Annotated in this window: 13 protein-coding genes; 8 read left to right on the forward strand and 5 right to left on the reverse strand. The window is 71.2% G+C overall.

Annotation, left to right across the window (positions count from 1 at the left end):
• Window positions 1–24: 24 nt before the first annotated feature.
• Window positions 25–1,227, forward strand: coding sequence for a chromate efflux transporter (chrA, locus tag WMF46_RS49310; protein ID WP_437983600.1), 1,203 nt, complete (start codon window positions 25–27; stop codon window positions 1,225–1,227).
• Window positions 1,228–1,303: 76 nt separating this feature from the next.
• Here the strand turns inward: chrA and WMF46_RS49315 are convergent, their stop codons facing one another.
• Complete coding sequence (locus WMF46_RS49315; RefSeq protein WP_437983601.1) at window positions 1,304–2,494, reverse strand: glycosyltransferase; 1,191 nt, start codon at window positions 2,492–2,494, stop codon at window positions 1,304–1,306.
• A 205-nt stretch (window positions 2,495–2,699) separates the two neighbouring features.
• Window positions 2,700–3,863 carry an acyl-CoA dehydrogenase family protein gene (locus WMF46_RS49320; RefSeq protein ID WP_437983602.1) on the reverse strand — a complete coding sequence of 388 codons (1,164 nt, stop codon included), beginning with the start codon at window positions 3,861–3,863 and terminating at the stop codon, window positions 2,700–2,702.
• A 95-nt stretch (window positions 3,864–3,958) separates the two neighbouring features.
• Here WMF46_RS49320 and WMF46_RS49325 point away from each other — a divergent pair, with 95 nt between their 5' ends.
• Window positions 3,959–4,138: a hypothetical protein gene (locus WMF46_RS49325; protein WP_437548241.1), complete on the forward strand. Its 180-nt coding sequence runs from the start codon at window positions 3,959–3,961 to the stop codon at window positions 4,136–4,138.
• On the opposite strand, the gene WMF46_RS49330 is transcribed toward WMF46_RS49325, so the two are convergent.
• The 3 genes from WMF46_RS49330 to WMF46_RS49340 form a co-directional block, all read right to left on the reverse strand.
• A complete protein-coding gene (locus tag WMF46_RS49330) occupies window positions 4,106–7,549 on the reverse strand; it encodes a hypothetical protein (RefSeq protein ID WP_437983603.1) in 3,444 nt (1,147 codons plus the stop codon). The genes WMF46_RS49325 and WMF46_RS49330 overlap by 33 nt on opposite strands.
• A 226-nt stretch (window positions 7,550–7,775) precedes the next feature.
• Window positions 7,776–8,786, reverse strand: coding sequence for a S1 family peptidase (locus WMF46_RS49335; protein WP_437983604.1), 1,011 nt, complete (start codon window positions 8,784–8,786; stop codon window positions 7,776–7,778).
• Window positions 8,787–8,854: 68 nt separating this feature from the next.
• Window positions 8,855–9,520, reverse strand: coding sequence for a hypothetical protein (locus WMF46_RS49340; RefSeq protein WP_437983605.1), 666 nt, complete (start codon window positions 9,518–9,520; stop codon window positions 8,855–8,857).
• A gap of 524 nt (window positions 9,521–10,044) precedes the next feature.
• Between WMF46_RS49340 and WMF46_RS49345 the strand changes: the two genes are divergently transcribed.
• The 6 genes from WMF46_RS49345 to WMF46_RS49370 all read left to right on the forward strand — a co-directional run bounded on the left by WMF46_RS49345 (window position 10,045) and on the right by WMF46_RS49370 (window position 17,572).
• Entirely contained in the window at window positions 10,045–11,088 is a 1,044-nt protein-coding gene (locus tag WMF46_RS49345) for an AraC family transcriptional regulator ligand-binding domain-containing protein (protein ID WP_437983606.1), read from the forward strand.
• A 651-nt stretch (window positions 11,089–11,739) separates the two neighbouring features.
• Window positions 11,740–12,012, forward strand: coding sequence for a hypothetical protein (locus WMF46_RS49350; protein WP_437983607.1), 273 nt, complete (start codon window positions 11,740–11,742; stop codon window positions 12,010–12,012).
• Between the two features lie 45 nt (window positions 12,013–12,057).
• Entirely contained in the window at window positions 12,058–12,453 is a 396-nt protein-coding gene (locus tag WMF46_RS49355) for a hypothetical protein (protein ID WP_437983608.1), read from the forward strand.
• A 136-nt stretch (window positions 12,454–12,589) separates the two neighbouring features.
• Window positions 12,590–13,168, forward strand: a complete 579-nt coding sequence (locus tag WMF46_RS49360) for a hypothetical protein (RefSeq protein WP_437983609.1) — start codon at window positions 12,590–12,592, stop codon at window positions 13,166–13,168.
• Window positions 13,169–13,672: 504 nt separating this feature from the next.
• Window positions 13,673–15,025, forward strand: a complete 1,353-nt coding sequence (locus tag WMF46_RS49365; protein WP_437983610.1) for a neprosin family prolyl endopeptidase — start codon at window positions 13,673–13,675, stop codon at window positions 15,023–15,025.
• Window positions 15,026–16,495: 1,470 nt separating this feature from the next.
• A complete protein-coding gene (locus tag WMF46_RS49370) occupies window positions 16,496–17,572 on the forward strand; it encodes a hypothetical protein (RefSeq protein WP_437983611.1) in 1,077 nt (358 codons plus the stop codon).
• The last annotated feature ends 17 nt before the right edge of the window (window positions 17,573–17,589 follow it).

The following is a 17,589-nucleotide window of genomic DNA, read 5'->3' on the forward strand; positions in this document are numbered from 1 at the left end:
GGCCTGTTCCACGCGGCACGTATCATGAGCAAAGACTCTGGCATCGAGGGGGCGCCGACGTCCGGGGAGGACCGCGGCGCGGCGCTCTGGGAGCTCGCGCGGCTCTTCTTCCGGCTGGGCGCCACGGCCTTCGGCGGCCCCGCGGCCCACGTCGCCATGATGGAGGACGAGGTGGTCCGCCGGCGCGGCTGGATGACGCGCGAGGACTTCCTCGATCTCTACGGTGCGACGAACCTGATCCCGGGACCCAGCTCGACCGAGCTCGCGATCCACATCGGGCATCGCCGGGCCGGCTGGGCGGGCCTGCTCGTGGCCGGAGGGTGCTTCATCGTGCCGGCGGCGCTCATCACGCTCGGGTTCGCGTGGGCCTATGTCCGGTTCGGCGCGGTGCCGGAGATGTCGGCGCTCCTCTACGGGGTGAAGCCGGTGATCATCGCGGTCGTGGCCCAGGCGCTCTGGGGTCTCGGCCGCGCCGGGCTGCGCTCGCGGCGCTCGCTCGGCCTCGCGGCGCTCTGCGCGGGCGCGAGCCTCTTCGGGATCCATGAGCTCGCGGTCCTGGCCGGCGCGGGCGTGCTCGCCGTGTCGCACCGGCTCGCGACCGGGCGCCCCGCGGGTCCGCCTCCCGGCGCGGCCGCCGTCGCCGTCCCGCTCGCCGTCCCGCTCGCCAGCGGCGCCGCCGCGACGGCCGCGGCGGTGAGCGTGCCGTTCGGGCTCCTGCCGCTGTTTCTGTTCTTCGCCAAGGTGGGCTCGGTCCTCTTCGGGAGTGGGTATGTGCTCCTCGCGTTCCTCCGCGCGGATCTGGTCGAGCGATACCGGTGGATGACGGAGGCGCAGCTGCTCGACGCGGTGGCGGTCGGCCAGGTGACGCCCGGCCCCGTCTTCACGGCGGCCACCTTCATCGGTTATCTCCTGGGCCGCGTCCCGGGCGCGCTGGTCGCCACGGCGGGCATCTTCCTTCCTGCGTTCTTCTTCGTCGCGCTGAGCGGACCCCTGATCCCCCGCGTCCGCCGTTCCCCCGTGGCCTCGGCCTTCCTCGACGGCGTGAACGCGGCGTCGCTCGCCCTGATGGCGGTCGTCTCGTTCCGCCTCGCCCGCGCGGCGGTGGTCGATTGGCTCACGGGCGCTCTGGCCATCGCGGCAGCGCTCCTGCTCATCCGGTACCGCGTGAGCTCGCTCTGGCTCATCCTGGCCGGCGCCGTCATCGGCGTCGCGTCGGTTCACGTCTGAGCCGGCGCTCCTCGCTGTTCCGGCCCCTCCTCGCCGTGCCCGCGCCCGGGGAGCAGCCCGGGATCCCTCGCCCCCGCTACCTGGCGGGCGATCGCAAGGAAGACGGCTCGTCCGCGGCCACCAGCGCCGTCCCTGGCCCGATGTGGAACGCGTTGCCCCGCCAGGCGACCCGCCGGTTCGAATACGCGTTCAGCCAGCAGAAGAACCAGCACAGCGTCCGGAGCGGCTCCACCGCCACCAGCGCCAGGTTGGAGCGCGCCGGGCGCAGCATCTTCAGGGCCAGGAAGGTCCCAAGGCTCTGGAGCGTCCAGGCGAACAGCCACATCTCCAGCGCGAGGCCCGTCGGGCTGAGCAGCAACGTGAGCCACGCGATGAGCAGCGGCGAGTTGAACGGCTCCGCCGCGAAGCAGCGCGGGGCGAGCGTGCGCCGCATCTTCGCCCAGCGGGTGTGTCGATCAAGCATGCGCGTGAGAGAGCAGCTCGTGTTGCGGTTCTCGATCGGATCCAGGCAGAGGTCGACGACGAACCCGCACGCGCTGAAGCGCTGTCCGAGCATGTCGTCCTCCGCCAGCACGTGGGCCACGCTCTCGAACCCTCCCACCCGCGCGAGATCGACCCGCCGCATCGCCATCGATTTGCCCACGCTGATCGAGCGCCCAGCGAGCTCGGCGGCGGCGACGACCCCGGGCGCGATGAACGCCCCGAGCTGCGCGTTCTCGACCACCGCGCCGAGCGTCCGCTCCCCCGTGCCCACGACGACGCTCGAGACGAGCCCCACGCCCGGCCGCATCAAGATCGACAGAAGCGAGCGGAGGTAGTCTGGACGGACACACACGTTCGCGTCCGAGATGACGAGGACGCTGCCCTCGGCCCTGCGCTCGAGCTCGAGGAGCTGCGCCACCTTCGGGTTCAACGCCTCGCTCGGATCCGTCAGGCAGAGCCGCGCCTTCACCTCGGGGTGCGCCGCGATGAAGGCCTGGATCACCGGCACCGCACGGTCTTCTCGCGAGGCGACGCCGAAGACGATCTCGTAACAGGGGTAATCGAGCCGGGCGAAGGATTCGAGGTTGTCGGCGAGCCCGTCGTCGACGCCCGCGACGGGCTTGAGGATGCTGACGAACGGGGTCGCCCCGGGGGGTCGCCACGCGTCGACCGGCGCCACGAGCCGGTGCCGCGCCATCCTCCAGAGGAAGGAGGTTTGGATCGTCGCGTAGATGATGGATGACAGCGCCGTCGGCGCGACCGTCGCCAGTTCTCCCCAATCCATGGATGGCCATGCTGATCGAAACGCGTGGCGTCTCGATGGCCGGACCGCAAACCCAGCGCTGACTTTTCGCAACCGAGGCGTGACAGCCCCTCATCGCCCACGACACACCGTGATGGCCGGTACGAACTCGGGGGTGTTTCGTGAGATCCGTCGCCGACACACGCGCGCCGAGGCCACGCGAGCCTATCGGCGCGGCCGGGCAGCGTCAGCTGATGCGGCCGATCAGCTCGCGCGTGATGTTCTTCTGGTGCGACTCGAGCGTGCCGCCGCCGATCTCGAGCAGCTTGGCGTCACGGAAGAACCGCTCCACCTTGTACTCGGTGCAGTAGCCCCAGCCGCCGAGCACCTGCATGGCGTTGTCGGCCACCTCCTTGCCCACCGGCGCGGCGAAGAGCTTGGCCGCGTCGGTCCCGAGCCGGTTTCTCCGCTCGGGGCTGACGTTGCGCGCCACCGCGTAGATGAGGGCGCGCGCGGCCTCGGTCTTGGCGTAGCTCTCCGCGATGTAGCGCTGGATCTGCCCGTGCTCGGCGATGGGCTTGCCGAAGCTCTTCCGCTCTCCGGCGTACTGGATCATGATCTCCAGACAGCGGTCCGCGATTCCCAGGCTCATGGCCGCGAGCGTGAGGCGCTCCAGCTCCAGGTTCCTCATCATGTTGCGGATGCCGCCCCCCTCCTGGCCCAGGACGTTCCAGGCGGGCACGACGCAGTCGTCGAAGAGGAGCTCGCTCATCGTGCTCCCCCGCATTCCCATCTTCGGGGTCTTCTCGTCGGTCGAGAACCCGGGGAACCCCCGCTCCACGACGAATGTCGTGACCCGGCCCTCGATGGTCGCATAGACCAGGAAGATCTGGGCCTCCGGGGCGTTCGTGATGAGCGCTTTGCGCCCCTTCAGGATGTACCGGTCCCCGTCGCGCCGGGCGAACGTCTTCATGCCGAGGACGTCAGTCCCGCTCGTCGGCTCGGTCATGCCCATCGCGCCGATCCACTCGCCGGAGAGCACCTTCGGCAGGTACCGCGCGCGTTGCTCGTCATTGCCGGCGTGGAAGAGGTTGTTCACGAACAACATCGCGTGGGCGAGGTACGCGAGCGTGAACCCGGGATCGCTCTTCGCGAGCTCGTGGTGGACGATCACCGCGGCGACCGCGTCCATGCCCGCGCCCCCGTACTCCGAGGGCACGGTCACGCCGAGCAGGCCGAGCTCGCCGAGCCGCCGCATCAGGGGAACGTTCAGGGTGGCGCTCCGGTCGTGCTCGTCGGCCTGCGGCTCGACGACCTCACGGGCGAAATCCCGCACCATCTGCCGCAGCATCCGGTGCTCTTCCGTCGGGTTTTCCAGATCGCTTGCCATTGCGGGGGATGACGCGCTCATCGCGGCCCAACGTAGCACGCGGGGCCGCGCGTCAGCGATGGAGTGGCACGCCGTTCGCCTCGCCCCTGGACGGACCCTCATCGAAAGGGGCACAAATGAGAAGCTGGACCGATGTGGTGCTCTGGAGCGTGGTGCTGGTCTCGCTGCTGACCTGGCTGCTCGCCGTGGTCGGTGTGCTGACCGTGCACCCCTGGACCCCCGCGCTCCTCGTGATCTCCGCCGCCTTCGCCGTGACCGGGATGCTACGGCAGGTGCCCGGGCGGCCGCGGCTCTGAGCCGGCGGGAGCGGCCGGGGCGCCCGGCGGCGCTTCCGTCGCTGAGGCGGGGGGCGAGGGCCCGTCCTGGCAGCACCGGACGCCGGTCGAGTAATCGAGGTAGCTCCTCGGGTGGGCCGTGATGAGGGCCTCGCAGCCTGCGCGGGTCGAACGCGCGTAGAAGCCGCCGGCGAACGCTCCGCCCGGCTCGTTCACCCACTCATCGAGGTTGCCCACGAGATCGTAGACCGCGTCGCTGCCCCAGCGGCTCCTGCACCGCGGGCTCCCGCCCGTCTCCCGGAGCAGCGGCTCCCGGGCGCTGCGCACGCGGTTCAGCCGGGGATCCAGGTGGCCAATCGACGCATTGCCGTGGAGCAGCGCGGCGGGGTGCGCCGGCCGGTAGACGTTGCACGCGCCCTCCTCGAACGTGTCGCCGTACGGGTACAGCGTGTCGTCCTCGCCGCGGCACGCCGTGACGAACTCCTCGACCGAGCAGAGCCGCTTGCCGGCCGCGGCGCAGGCGCTCTCGGCGACGAGGCCGGTCACGTAGCCGCTCGGCCGCACCCCGGACCGCGAGCGGGCAAGGGCGGCGATCGCCCGGCCGCGCTGCCAGGAGGCGAGCAGCGGCAGGGGGAAGGCGCGCGCGTGGACGTCGCCGATCCGCCGCAGGCCGGTCGACCAGTCGGCGAGGGTGAGCTCCAGCAGGTTCGGGGTCGACGGGTAGTCGGGCGAGAGCGCCTGTCCGGTGGCGCCGTCGACGAGCATCGCCTCGAAGCGATCGACGCAGAAGCGGCCGCCGTCGACGGCCACCATGTCCGCCGGACACGCGGGCGCGCCCGGCAGCGCGGCGGCGGGCGCCTCCGCAGGCTCTCGTGCGGCCGAGCGCGCCGCGCCGGCGCTCGCGGGCGGCGCGGGGCGAGCGACGCGCGCGACGCCGGCTTCGGCCTGCGCGTCGAGGCCGCTCACGGCGCTCCCGAACCACCGCAGGCTGCCGTCGGAGGCCCAGACCGCATCGCCCACCACGCAGGCGCCGGGCGCCGCGAGCTCCGGGACGGTCACGAAGGCGCCGGGCGCCGGGGCCGGGACCGCGCGCCGCGCGGGCTGCCCGTCGACGCAGAGCGCGCCGGTGTCGTCGGCCGGCCAGGGCTGCGACGCGAGCTCGGCGCCTTCGTCGTCGAGCCACACCACGTGGCGCCGGGCCGCGTCGCTGAGCAGCGCGCCCCCCTCGGGCAGGGCGACGAGCCGCACCGCGAGGTCGCCCTCGGCGATCGGCAGCGAGGTCACGCGCGCCGCGCCGGGGCGGCCGAGCGCGTCGATCGCGAGCGCCACGACCACGCGCGGATCCGCGGCGCTCACGCCGGCGACGATGGCCCCGCCGCCGCGGCGCTCGCATGCGTCGAACCCCGCGCGCACCGGCGACGCGATGGCGAGGGCGGGCGGCGCGCGGCCTCCGGCGTCGGGATCGGGCGCGCCGGGCGCGACGGGCGCGAGCCCGCCCTGAGCGCCGAGCCCGGTGAGCGCGCCCGAGGCGTCGATCCCGGTGATCTGGAGCCTGTCGCCGAGCACCTCGAGGAAGAGCCCGCGCTCGTGCCCGCCGACGAGCGCCGTGCTGTCCTCGTGCGCGCGCCCCCGCAGCGCGGGCACCACGAGCGGTTCGGGCAGGAGCCGCCCCACGTCGGTCCTCGCGAGCCACCAGGACGACCCGATGCGCGCGGCGCGCCGCCTGTCGGTGGGGCGCTCCGGCTCGCCGATCGGCGTCGCCGGCGCGCCGCCGGCGGCGCCCGCCGGCGCTGCGCCGACGCTCTCCGGCGCCGCCGCCGCGGTGACCAGGGCGCGCGCGTCGAGCCGGTGGAGCTGCCCCGCGGCGAAGGCGAGCCCCTCGCCGTCCGTCGCGAGCGCGCCCCACGCGATGCGCGCGCGCCGTGCCGGGAATGGGTCCGGCTCGCGGCGCGGCTGCCCGTCGGCGCGCGAGGCCGAGAAGAGCCCGCCGGAGATCGTCTGGAAGTACGCGCGATCTCCCGCCCACGCGGCGAGCCCCGGATCGTACCCCGGCTGCCCCGGGGCGCGCCGGGCGCCGCTCGCGGCGATGCGCTCGAGGGCGCCGATCTCGGCCGGCGTGACCGGGGTCGCGTCCGCGAGGCGCGCCGGATCCACCGCACAGACCGCCCTGGGCGCGGCGCCGGCGACAAGCCGCTGGAGCGAGGGCGCGACGCGCGTCGCCTGGCAGGCCCCGTTGCGGCCGGTGACGTCGACGACCACGGCGCCTGCGCTCGCCGTCACGAGGCGCGGATCCTGGTGGCCGCGCAGCGCGCCGTAGTCGAGGTCGCCCTCGACAACGACGGCGCGCCGGCCCGGATCGAGCTTGCCGTCCTCGCCGAGCGAGGCGAAGGCGATCTGCGCGCTCCCGAGCCACGACGTGCTCGTCTTCTTCGAGCTCGACGCGTAGAACAGGAGGTCGATCGCGCCTGGCCGCCCGCCTGCGTCGATCAGCCCCATGCCGTCGAGCGGCGGCCGGAAGCGCAGCCCGGTGGGGGACGACGTGGCCGCGATCCCTTCGGACGGCGAGACCCAGCGGAGCCGCACCTCGACCTCGGGCAGCGGGTCCGGCCGCTTCGGCCGGGGCGCGGGGCGCGCGGTCTTCGTGGGCCGACCGTCGCGCCCGCGGTGCTCGCCGCGCTTCTTCCGCGTGGCCTTGCCGCTCGCGCCGGAGGTCTTCGCCGGCTGCTTCGGCTTCGCCACCGTCGCCTTGCGGGCGGGGGCCTTGCGCGCGGGCTTCGCCGCGGCGGAGCGCTCGCGCGCGGCGCGCTGGGCAGGCGTCGCGGAGCTGCCGCGCGGTGCGGTCTCGGCGAGCTCGAGCAGCGCGACGCGCTCGCCCACGGCGGCCATCGCGTGCGCGCGGATCGGGGCGCACGTCCGCGATGCGGCCGAGGCCTCGCCGGGGAGGATGGCCGTCACGCAGAGCTCGCCGCCTTGCGAGGTGAGCAGGGTGGTGGTCCCGTCCGGGGAGGCGTGGGCGCCGGCGAGGTCCTCGTCGAGGAGCAGGTGCGGCGGTCCGAGCTCTCCGGTGGCAGCGTCGAGCCGCCTGACCCAGCCGGCGCGATCCGACGACAGCTTGGAGAGGAGCAGCACCGAGCGGCGGTCGAGCGACGGCTCGATCGTGAACGGGAGCGGCTGAACCGTCGCGGTGCCGAGCGGCGTGCGGCCGGGGGGAGCCACGCTCGCCAGGGCAGTCGCGGCGGCGCCGATCGATGGCGCGCTCTCCGAGGCGGGGGCCGGGGCCGGGCTTGTGCCGGGCGCGTGCGCCGCGGTGCCGGTCTGTGCGGGGGCGTCCCGCAGGGAGCCGCCGGAGCACGCGCCCGCGCCGCAGGCGAGCGGCACGAGCAGGGCAGGGATCAGGGCTCGGGGGGAGAGGGGGGATCGGGGACGACGCATCCTTCGCTCGCGCTCGGGTCTCCTTGTCCGCGTGGCTGACCGGGCGGCGGCCGAGCCTAGCGCGGGCGCCGGCCGCACGCTCGCGGTTGGTCCGGAAGTGGCCGAGAGGACGCCAGGAGGGGCGAGATGCATCGATGGCAGATCGCGATCCGCGATTGTGGGTCTCCGGCTGGACCGTGGGTCAGGAACACCTGAATCGTCGAGAAGTCGGTCGAGCGCGTAAATCTCACCGGCGTGCCCTGGATCGTCGCACGAGTATCGCAATGGCGCCCGCCATCAAGGCGACGTTCGCTCCGACGCCTCTCTGGTGGTCCATGGAGCGCCCGGTGCGGCCAACGGCGCACCCGCCCGGCGGGTCTCCCTCGATGCCCGCCGCCGGCGCTTCGCCGTCGCCGGTAACGGGCGCCTCTCCGTCGGCGTTCTCCGCTATCCAGCGGCCGTATGCGGGCGCGAGCGTATAGATCCCGCCGTCTCCGCAGTCGGCGCCGGCGGGCGAGCCGAGCGCCCGGACGCTAATGCCGAGGAGGTGCGGCTCTCCAGCGATCATGAGGCACGCAGGCCCGCCCGAATCACCAGGGCAGCTGTCCGGCGACCCGGGCGCGCCGGCCGAGAACTCGGTCGCGTTACGCTGCTGGAAGGGCGTCTCGCCGACGTACAGCGCGCCGGAGGGCTCGCCAGGCTTGCCCCGGGCGCCGTAGCCGGCGATCACGACCGGTGCGCCTTCGTCCAGCAGGTCGTCCAGCGCCTCGGGCGGGACCAGCGGAACCGGGGGCATCGTCTGCACGGGGGTCTCCAGCAGCAAGAGCGCGATGTCCTCCGCCCGGGCGAGCTCCCTCGCGCCGATCGTGCCAGGCGCCGGGAAGCTCTGGTGCCGGACGACCTTGCGGATACGGAAGGTCTGCTCGGGCGGCGCCTCCGTCACGTCGAGCGCGCCCGCCGTCACCCGCAGGTTCGCCGGCCCGAGCTCGGCAAGGAGCTCCCCGGTGACCTCGCCCTGGAGCACGACGCAGTGGGCCGCGGTGACGACGCAACTCGGTGAGATGAGGACGCCCGAGCACTCCTGGACACCCTCGCTGTCCAGCACGGCGACCGCGCCGAAGAGGGCGTCTGGGGTCGCCGGTCTCCCGTCCTTGATCGCGAAAGACTGCTCCTCCACGGGGTCGCCGGGCAAGACGTCCGAGCACCCCGCCAGGCCGCCGAGGGCCGCGCAGGCGAGAGCGACGAGGCGTGAGCTCATGTCACGAAGGCTCCGGGCTCACGGCGAGCCGGGCTCGAGTGCCCGGCTCGCCGCGCCCTCGGGATCGGTTACTGGCACTCCGGGATGCTGGAGCAGGACGCCTTCGACAGGCGGATGCCGTCCACGACCGGCACCCCGGCGAAGAACGCCGAACACTTCGCGGCCGCCCAGACCCCGATCGTGTTGAACTGGTGGCAACTCCAGTTGTCCGAGAAGGAGACGCTGGCGCGGCAGCAGTACGTCGACGCCCTCTGGGACGAGTCGCCGGACTCGACGACCTTCTCTGCGACCGAGAGCCAGCTCGCGCGCAGCTCCGTGAGCCTTGCGTCGAGGGTTCCGTCCGCGTGCTGCCGCTCCATCTCGAGCAGGACGGGATCGTAGGACTGGAAGAAGAGCTCGATCGCGTCCGACCCGACCGCGAGCAGGTCTCCGGAAGAGGCACCCTCCTGGAGGAGCTCGATCAAGGTCTGGATCGGGCTCTGCTGCCGCATGGCCTGCGCCTTGGACCAGGCCTCGGCCCATTCGGCCGAGAGCGTCCCGGAGGCCTGCCGCGCCTCCAGCTCGGCGCCGATGTTCTCCACCGTCCGCAGCAAGAGGTCCGGCGTGACGGCCGAAGTCGCCTCGGCCTGCGGCGCGGGCGCGTCGATCTCCGTCTCCGTGGCGTCGCCCGAGCCGCAAGCTGCGGAGAGCGTCGCGATCAGCATGGACAGGGCAAGAGCAAGCTTCTTCTTCATTCGGATCTCCTCGAAGGGTTCGTGATTGCAGCGCCGCCCGGCGCCATCGCCGCGGTGCGCTCGGCGCGCCGGGGCGCCCGCGCGATGCCACACGGCTCCGCCGAGCGCTCAGCAGGCAACAGGCGCCGCTCGCCGCTGGACTGCTGCGGTGAACGGACCTATCCAGGCATCCTGCTCGCGGCGAGCGTTTCCGGCCGAGACGGTGCTACGACAAGCTGTAGCACGCGATCGCGAGGGCTCGAGTTCCACTTCGCGACAGGCGATGTACAGAATGCGCCATCGTGTCGCGATACCGCAAAGTTGCGCCCGTGCTGCTTCGGTCTCGCGTTCTCTCCCTGGAGCGTTCCCAGGCGTCTTGAGCGCGCAGCGGAGGCCGCAGCCGCAGCCGCAATCGGCGCCGTCGTCGCAGGCGCAGCACCCCGGGATCACGTCGCTGGCGACGGTTTACATTTCGCGACGCGCCCACATAATCAGCGATCGTGCCGGCTCAAGGTTCGGGATCCACGGAGCTCTTGCGGGCTCTGGTGACAGCGGCAGCACCAGACGGGCTCCAGGCCGAGGAGGTTCAGCGTGCGATGGCCCTCCCCAGCGGTCTTCTGGAGAGGCGGGGCGCTCGCGTGTCCATCGCCATGGTCCGCCGCGTGTGGAGCGCGCTCACCGACCACCGGGCGGCTGGTCCTCTCCTGGGGCTCCGCGCTGCCCGGCAGCTCCCCCTGGGGAGCTTCGACATCCTGGATTACCTCACGGTGGCGAGCACGACCGGCGCGGAGGCGTTCGCGCACCTGACGCGGTATCTGCCGCTGCTCGCCGATGCCGGGCGCGTCTGGACCGAATCCGACGGGAAGAGCTTCCGATTCCGTCACGACGCTCCCGGCGGCGTCCCCTCGCTCTCGGAGCTTCTGCTCGGGCTGATCGTCGCGCGCTCCCGGGCGCTGTTCGGTCCGGCCTACGCGCCATGTCGGATCCATTTCGCGCACGCGCCCCTGGCCGCGGCGAGCACGTATGAAGAGGTCCTCGGCGTCCCGGTGCATTTCGGAGGCCGCTTTGACGAGATCGTCTTCGATCGCGGCATCGCTGAAGCGCCGATCGTCAGCCAGGATCCGCGGCTCGTGAGCATCCTTGTCGTGCAGGCGGAGGAGGCGCTCTCTCGCCTCGACGTCCGCGAGCGCATCACGCATGACACCGAGTTCGTCTCTGCCTTCCGGCACGCCCTGGCGCTGGCGCTCGACGCGGGTGACCCCGGCCTGGCGCGCATCGGCGAGCGCTTCGGGATGAGCGCGCGGACGCTGCAGCGCCGCCTGGCCGCGGCGCACGTCAGCCACCGCGAGCTCTTGCAGGAGCTGCGGCTGGAGCGGGCGAGGCAGGCGCTGGGCGCCGCCCAGCCCAAGGTCGTGTCTAACGAGCTCGGCTATTCGAGCCCGAGCGCCTTCCACCGGGCGTTCAAGCGGTGGACGGGGCTGACCCCGGGCGCCGTGGCCGAGGGCGCCGCCTCGCCGCCGACGGGACGGGGCGGCACGTCAGAGCGACGAATCGCAGCCCGCTCCACGAGAGCGCATCGCGCGCGATGACGAGACCGTGATGGCCTCGCGGCGCGGCGCGTAGGTAAAAGAAGCCGGTTCGCCGCGCGGTGAAGCGTGGCGGGGCGAGCCGAATCGGCGGGAGCGCGAACGTCGCCCGCACATCTTATGACGCGCTCCCTCCCTGATTCCTCGAGCATGAGCCGCGCGACGGACCGAAGCTTGCACGATTCATGAGATTGCGTGCAGCGCTCCTCCGTCGTTGGTCCTCCACGACATACGCAACCCAGGCTCCCCTTCCGACATGCAGGCCGGCCAAGAGCCTGGCGCGTCCGATTCCGCTGATGCCACAAGGACGGATCCTGGGTGCGCTGAGGCTGCCGGATTGCTCGGCCTCCAGACGGGCGCGTGTGCGGTTGCGCTGGCTGGCTTCAGCGGGGTCGACAGCGCAGTGGACGACCTGGCGCGCCTCCGGCGCCGGAGGTGCGTGATGCGGCGATACGTCTCGTTGTTCCTGCTGGCTCTGCTGGCGTGCGCCCTGCCCGAGGACGGTGCGTCCGTTCGAGGACGAGCGCGCATCGAGTCGGTCGGCCCTGGCGCCGGGGTGATCGAGGCCCCGTATGCAAGGGAGATCGAGGGGGGCCCGAGAGCGCGACACGGGAGGAGGACGAGCAACTCGATCGATGGTTCGCTCGTGAATCGGTGGTCGTCATCAACGGCGAGGTCATCGACCACGAGGAGATCGCGGCGCGTCGCCGCGCCGCACGCCGCGAAGCAGCCCGAAACGACCTCCCCGGACGGCTATCCCGCGCCATCAGCGAGCAGATCAGGGGAGTAAAGGTCCTCGCCTTCAAGATGAGGGGCTGGATCGAGGGGGGGCGCTGCGACGACAAGCGGTTCATGTCGCCGCCACCGGCGCCGGCGGGTCGCTGCCTGGACGGAGCTGAGGACTGCGACGACGCTGCTCGGAGGTGACCGGCGTTCTCTCGCTGTTCGCGGGACGTGGGCTGGGTGATGGGTATGAGCGTTGAATGGACGAAAGACATTCTTCTCATCTGGGAGATCGTGCGCAGAATACGGTCTGGCGGCTTGTCGGCCGAGGAACGGCGCGCTCTGGCTGAGAAATTTGGCGTGAGCGAAGAGGTGGTGCTGCGTTATGACCGCGCGAGGACCACCTACAATGTGCAGATAGCCGACAAGCGGTGGCGTCAGGCCAAGTTGGAAACGATTCTCCGGATGACGGAAGGCGGAAAGACGTTCGATGACGAAAAATTTCCAGACGAGTTGGAGGCGACGTTGGAGAGGTTGAGGGATGCGGAGCCCGAGAACGAGATCGCCCGCGAGCTCCGTGACGCTAGAGATGCGATCAGGGCAGAGCTCGGCCTGCCCCCCGTACCGCCCGAAGACTGCTCATGAGTCCGCACCCGCGGACGTGCCCGAACGTTCGGCCTCGACCGGCTCATCCACGTAAAGTGATCCCATCCAGTCTGGCGGCGAATCCGCAGACAAGACGCGTATGCGGCATCGGAGGTGCGTGATGCGACGATGCGTGGTGTTGTTCCTGTTGGTTCTGTTGAGCTGCTCTGTCCCCGATGATGCGTCTGGTCAAGTCCGAGCGTGGCTAGAATCGCTCGATCCGGACGCTGACGTGGTGGAGGTCCGATGCACAGGGAACCTCGAAGAGCCCCCTGGGAGCGGAACGTGGAAGGAGTACGAACGTGTTGATCGGTGGACCGCTCGGGAAGTGCTGGGAGCCTTCAAAACAGATGGCGTCGATTGGGCCGAGATCGTGGCGCGTTGCATCAGTAACCGCGAATATTACTTTCCCAAATGGCTTTTGGGTGAAATGAGCGACAAGATGTCGGCGGCGGACCGCATCCTCTTCAAAATGAGCTTCCATGTCGACGACGTGCTCAAGGCGGTCGAGGCGTGGCACGAGGCCTATGGCACGCTGCTGGTCCAGGCCCATGCCGAGTACGACGACGACAAGGACGAGACTCACGCGCTCCTCCGCGACCGGCTGCTCTCGCCGTACGAGGACGTGGCGGAGGAAGAGCGGCGCGCCGACCAGCGGGCCCGCGCCGCCAGCGCCAGGAAGAAGGCCGACGCCGAGCCCGAGCCGATCGGATAGCGCTGCTCCTCGCATGCCCGCCGGCAGGCGATCGGCTATCCCACCCATCGCGCGAGGACGGCGCGGTTCGCCGGTCACCTCGCGACGCCGCTCCCGTCCCACTCCCAGGTGACATCTCCCTCAGGTTGGGGGGAGATGTCGCCGGTACACCTCGCGCAGGGGGCTGGCGGAAAACGCGCATCGCGCTGGGGATCGTAGTGCAGGGAGCGCAACCCGAGCCCCTGCTCCTCCGCATAGAATAGAGCGCCTTCACGAGCGTCCACGCGCGCTGGAGCAGGTCGTAGGCCTCGCGCACCGTGGAGCTCAGCGCCGCACCACTCCCGGGGGTCGCGGCGGGTGAGCGTCCCCTTCCGCGCGGCGCCGCTTCGCTGTTAGCATCCCCACGCAATGTTACGCTCTCCGCCTGCTCCCCGGCGCCTGGCCCACCTGCTCGACTCCCCGCTCGCTCCGCCGCCGCGCTCTCCGCGTCCGATCCCACGCCGGTGGATGGCTCGTTGGCTCGTCATGCCGGTCACGGTTGTGGTCAGCGGTTGCACCATCACCGTCGGCCCGCTCGACGAGAGCGACGACAGCGAGCCTCGCACGACGTCCGGCCTCCCGGCGCCGGAACAGTCGCCTGGGCCGGAACAGCCGCCTGGGCCGGAACAGCCGCCTGCGGAAGAGCCAGAGCTCGACGCGGCCCAACAAGCGAGAAGGGCGGAGGTCGAGCGCTATGTGGCGGAGGTGATCTACCAGGGCGCGCCGATCGTCCGGTCGATCCAGCTCCCGTCGGGAGATATCGTCGATGGGCTCGACCGGGCGTGGTTGCCCGCCATCCCCTACGAGCTGCCGCCGCTGCCGTGGGCGTCGGAGGAGCTCGTGCTGCCCCCGGGCGTGGAGCTCGGGCTCACGGCGGCCGAGGAGATCCCCGAGCTCCTCGAGCTCGTCGCCACGGCGGCGCCGTTTCACCGGCCGACCTTCTGGCCTTATGTGCTCGGCGAGACGGACGCGACCTCCATCGAGGACTACCTTGACCGCTATCAGGTCGCCGGGCAGCCGACAGGCCCCGAACGACTCTACGCCGGGCTCCAATCCCTCGATCCGAACCGCGGCGTGTCCGGCTTCATGAACCAGTTTCGCCCGGAGGTGGCCCCCGGGAGCTTCAGCCTCCTGGAGTTCGCGGTCGTGTGTCCAGCCCTGGGCCCTCTCGAGGAGATGATCGGTGTTGCGATCGCCGTCGACAGGGTCAACCCGTTTGCCACGAACCAGCGACGGCTCACCGACGGCGAGCCGCGGCTGCACATCGAATACATCAGCTCCAAAGGTGGCAAGCTCCGGCACGCATGGGACGACGCCGACGGGCAGTTCGTGGCGAACCCGTTTCGCCGAGCTCGTCCCGGTCAAATCGTGCCCGTATCCGCGCCCGGCGGGGCGCAGGTGGAGCACCTGATCGCCATTTTCCAGGCCCCGGCCGGCGACTGGTGGATCGCGTACCAGCACGAGCTACTCGGCTACTATCCGGCCAGCCTGTTCGGGACATTGCACGCGGGCGCCTGCCGGTCGGATTGGTACGGGGAGGTGTATCGTTCAGGGGCTTCTCCAGCGTTCGAGAATCAGAACGGTGCGATCAAGACCGAGATGGGCAGCGGGGAGTTCGCTGATGCCATGTGGCCGCATGCGGCCTACGTGCGAAACCCGACGTACTACGATCTATTGTGGTTTGGGGTGAAACCGGTCGACGGCTACGGGCCTGGGCCATATAGGGAGTCCTGCTACAGCAAGTCGAGGTTGCACGAGGATGCCGTGTCCGGAGACAGGATCATTTACCTTGGAGGCCCCGGCGGCAACGATCCGGGGTGTGAATGGCCATCGCCATGAGAACGCATGTGAACCAGACGCACGCCAAGGCCGCCAAGCGGAGAGGGGAAGGGCCGTCCCGGCATTTCCCCCTCCTACTCCCCTGGTTTCATGGCGCCCTTGGCGCCATGGCGGTTCGCTTTCCTGTCCGACTTCCCGCAGTAGCGCTAGGATCGCAGGCGTGGTTTCCGACGACCCAGAGTCCCTGGGCAGACAGCAGATCGTCACGGTTCGTATGAAGCATGCGCGCTGGATGCACCGGCGACTTGCCCTTCTGGGGCTCGGTGCGACGATGGGTGCCGCCGTCATGTCCTGCTGCTCACCGGGCGATTCGCTGCCTGGGGGAGGACGCGTCGAGCACCCTGTCCGCGTCGTCCCGCTGTCCGCACCACCGCCTTTGCCCACCCTACCGCTTCCCGCGAGTGAATGGGTCACACCACCGCCTTTGCCCACCCCACCGCCTCGCGCCAGCAGCTCGTCTCTACCCGCTCCAGAAGCCTCCGCGCAGGAATGGCTGACGTCTTTGGAGGCGCCGTCGGCCCCGGACCCCAAACCCCTCCCCTCCGAAGTGCTCGCGCACGAGCTCCGCCTCAAGCTCTCGCCGCATGAGATGGCCATCGTCGATGATTGTCCCGAACGACGCTGGTCGAAGAACGTCCCGGACCGAGCGTGCACGAAGGGCGACGCGAAGGACGGCACATGCGGCGGCTGGCCGTGCGAGGAGGTGCGCTGCGCCGTGACATGCACGAACGACAGCCAGTGCGGCGACGGCTTCTGCGACCGAGGAAAGTGCAGCGCGATCTGGACCTGTGGCCGTCAGTACGGCCTCCGGTGTGAAACGGACGCGCAGTGCGGCGGCCTGTGCATCAAGGGGAGGTGCCGGTCCTGCGTGTCGGACGCGGAGTGTGTGAAGCGGCTCGGCCGGTCCGATGGCGTGTGCGGCCACGAGGCGCTGGACGCGCTGACCGACTCCCGCTTCTGTTTTGGCGAGAACGATGTTGGGCCGTCCATCCCCGGGGCACCTGTTCGGAGTTCGCCGTCCCCCAAGTCCAGGTCCCCCCGACGTCCTCCAAAGCCATGACCGCGCGGCGTGCGCGAGGCCATGCTGTGTCGATGAGTTCCGTCACCCGGGTGGAGATGGGTGGTTCATACGCCTCCGGCGTCGCGGCGGCCGAGCTTCCACGTTCCTTCGTTCGTGCCGCTTCGTCCAACCCTCGGTTCAGCGACCGGTGCCGCGGCGCCCTCCGCCAGCCGGCTGCGTCGCGCCAGGAGGGCGCTGGCCGAAAGGCTCGCCTCACCGAGGCTGCCGTTCGGTGAGGGCGCCGTTCGGTGACGCTCGCGCGGTGACATCTCTCTCAGTTTCGGGGGAAAGGTCGCCGGCGAACCTCGCGCATTCCTTTTCGGCTCTGGCGCACGATTTCGCAACAATCCGGGGGACCTTCCCGGAAATAGTAGGGATGACGACGGGTGACGGATGACGGCGCTCCGCTCATGTCCGGCCCGTTCCTCGCCCGCAACCGGATCCGCAGGATGAAACGCGCCGCGCTGCCGCTCGCCGCATCGCTCTTCCTGACGTCGCCCGTGACGCTCGCGCAGGTCGCGCCGCGCGGCGCGCGCCTGTCCTACACGCGGAGCCCTGGCACCGAGGGGTGCCCCGAGGAGCCGAGCCTCCGGGAGATCGTCGCGAGCCAGCTCGGCGGGGTCGACCCCTTCGTGCGCGACGGCGCGTGGCGCGTCGAGGTGGTCGTCCAGCGCAGGGGACCGGCGTTCGGGGGAGAGATCGCGCTTCACGACCACGATGGCCGGGCGCTCGGCCGCCAGGAGCTCTCGAGCCCGATCTGTGGCGTGCTCGTGGGGGACATCGGCCTCGCCCTCAGCGCCGTCATGCGCCCGTTGCTGCCACCACGGCCTGCACCGGGGAGCGCTCCCACCTCGCCGCCGTCAGAGCCGCCGCCCCCGCTGGCGCCGGGGGATGCCGCTCCGCCCGTCCCGCCGGGCGCGCCGCCCGAGGCGCCGGCCTCGAAGCCGCCCGCCCCGGTCGCTGCGCCGGCCCGACCCGTTCCGCGGCCGAGGCCGCCGCCGGATCGCCCGCGCCTCCAGCTGGGCGCCGGGGTGCTGCTCGGCGCCGGCGTGGCGCCGTCGGTGGCGGTCGGGTTCTCGGGGTTTGCCGGCGCCCGCTGGGAGAGGTTTTCGCTCTCGCTGGAGGCCCGCGGGGATCTCCCGATCGATGCCGAGCCCTACCACGGCTGGACCTTCGGCGTGTCGGGGCTGAGCGGCTCAGTGGTTCCCTGCGGGCACGCGGACTGGTTCTTCGGCTGCGCCCTCGCCACGGCAGGCGGGCTGTGGAACGTCAGGAGCAGCACCGGCAGGGAGCTCGCGCTGCCCTACGCAGGGCTTGGGTTTCGTGCGGGGCTGGAGGTGCCGCTTTCGACTCGCCTTGCCGGGCAGCTCAGCGGCGACCTCTCGATCAACATACATCGGACGCACATTCGACCCATCCATGGCGAGGGGTGGTCCGTGGCGCCCGTCTCGCAGGCGGTGGCGCTCCGCCTGGTCGCTTTCTTCTGAACCTCCGTGCGGTTTCG

This window comes from Sorangium sp. So ce117 (assembly GCF_051524395.1).
Classification (GTDB): domain Bacteria; phylum Myxococcota_A; class Polyangia; order Polyangiales; family Polyangiaceae; genus Sorangium; species Sorangium cellulosum_B.

What these genes read in the sequence shown, in the direction of transcription:
- chrA (WP_437983600.1), top strand. Translation starts at nt 25, where the DNA reads ATGAGCAAAGACTCTGGCATCGAGGGGGCGCCGACGTCCGGGGAGGAC.
- WMF46_RS49315 (WP_437983601.1), bottom strand. Translation starts at nt 2,494, where the DNA reads ATGGATTGGGGAGAACTGGCGACGGTCGCGCCGACGGCGCTGTCATCC.
- WMF46_RS49320 (WP_437983602.1), bottom strand. Translation starts at nt 3,863, where the DNA reads ATGAGCGCGTCATCCCCCGCAATGGCAAGCGATCTGGAAAACCCGACG.
- WMF46_RS49325 (WP_437548241.1), top strand. Translation starts at nt 3,959, where the DNA reads ATGAGAAGCTGGACCGATGTGGTGCTCTGGAGCGTGGTGCTGGTCTCG.
- WMF46_RS49330 (WP_437983603.1), bottom strand. Translation starts at nt 7,549, where the DNA reads ATGCGTCGTCCCCGATCCCCCCTCTCCCCCCGAGCCCTGATCCCTGCC.
- WMF46_RS49335 (WP_437983604.1), bottom strand. Translation starts at nt 8,786, where the DNA reads ATGAGCTCACGCCTCGTCGCTCTCGCCTGCGCGGCCCTCGGCGGCCTG.
- WMF46_RS49340 (WP_437983605.1), bottom strand. Translation starts at nt 9,520, where the DNA reads ATGAAGAAGAAGCTTGCTCTTGCCCTGTCCATGCTGATCGCGACGCTC.
- WMF46_RS49355 (WP_437983608.1), top strand. Translation starts at nt 12,058, where the DNA reads ATGAGCGTTGAATGGACGAAAGACATTCTTCTCATCTGGGAGATCGTG.
- WMF46_RS49365 (WP_437983610.1), top strand. Translation starts at nt 13,673, where the DNA reads ATGCCGGTCACGGTTGTGGTCAGCGGTTGCACCATCACCGTCGGCCCG.
- WMF46_RS49370 (WP_437983611.1), top strand. Translation starts at nt 16,496, where the DNA reads ATGTCCGGCCCGTTCCTCGCCCGCAACCGGATCCGCAGGATGAAACGC.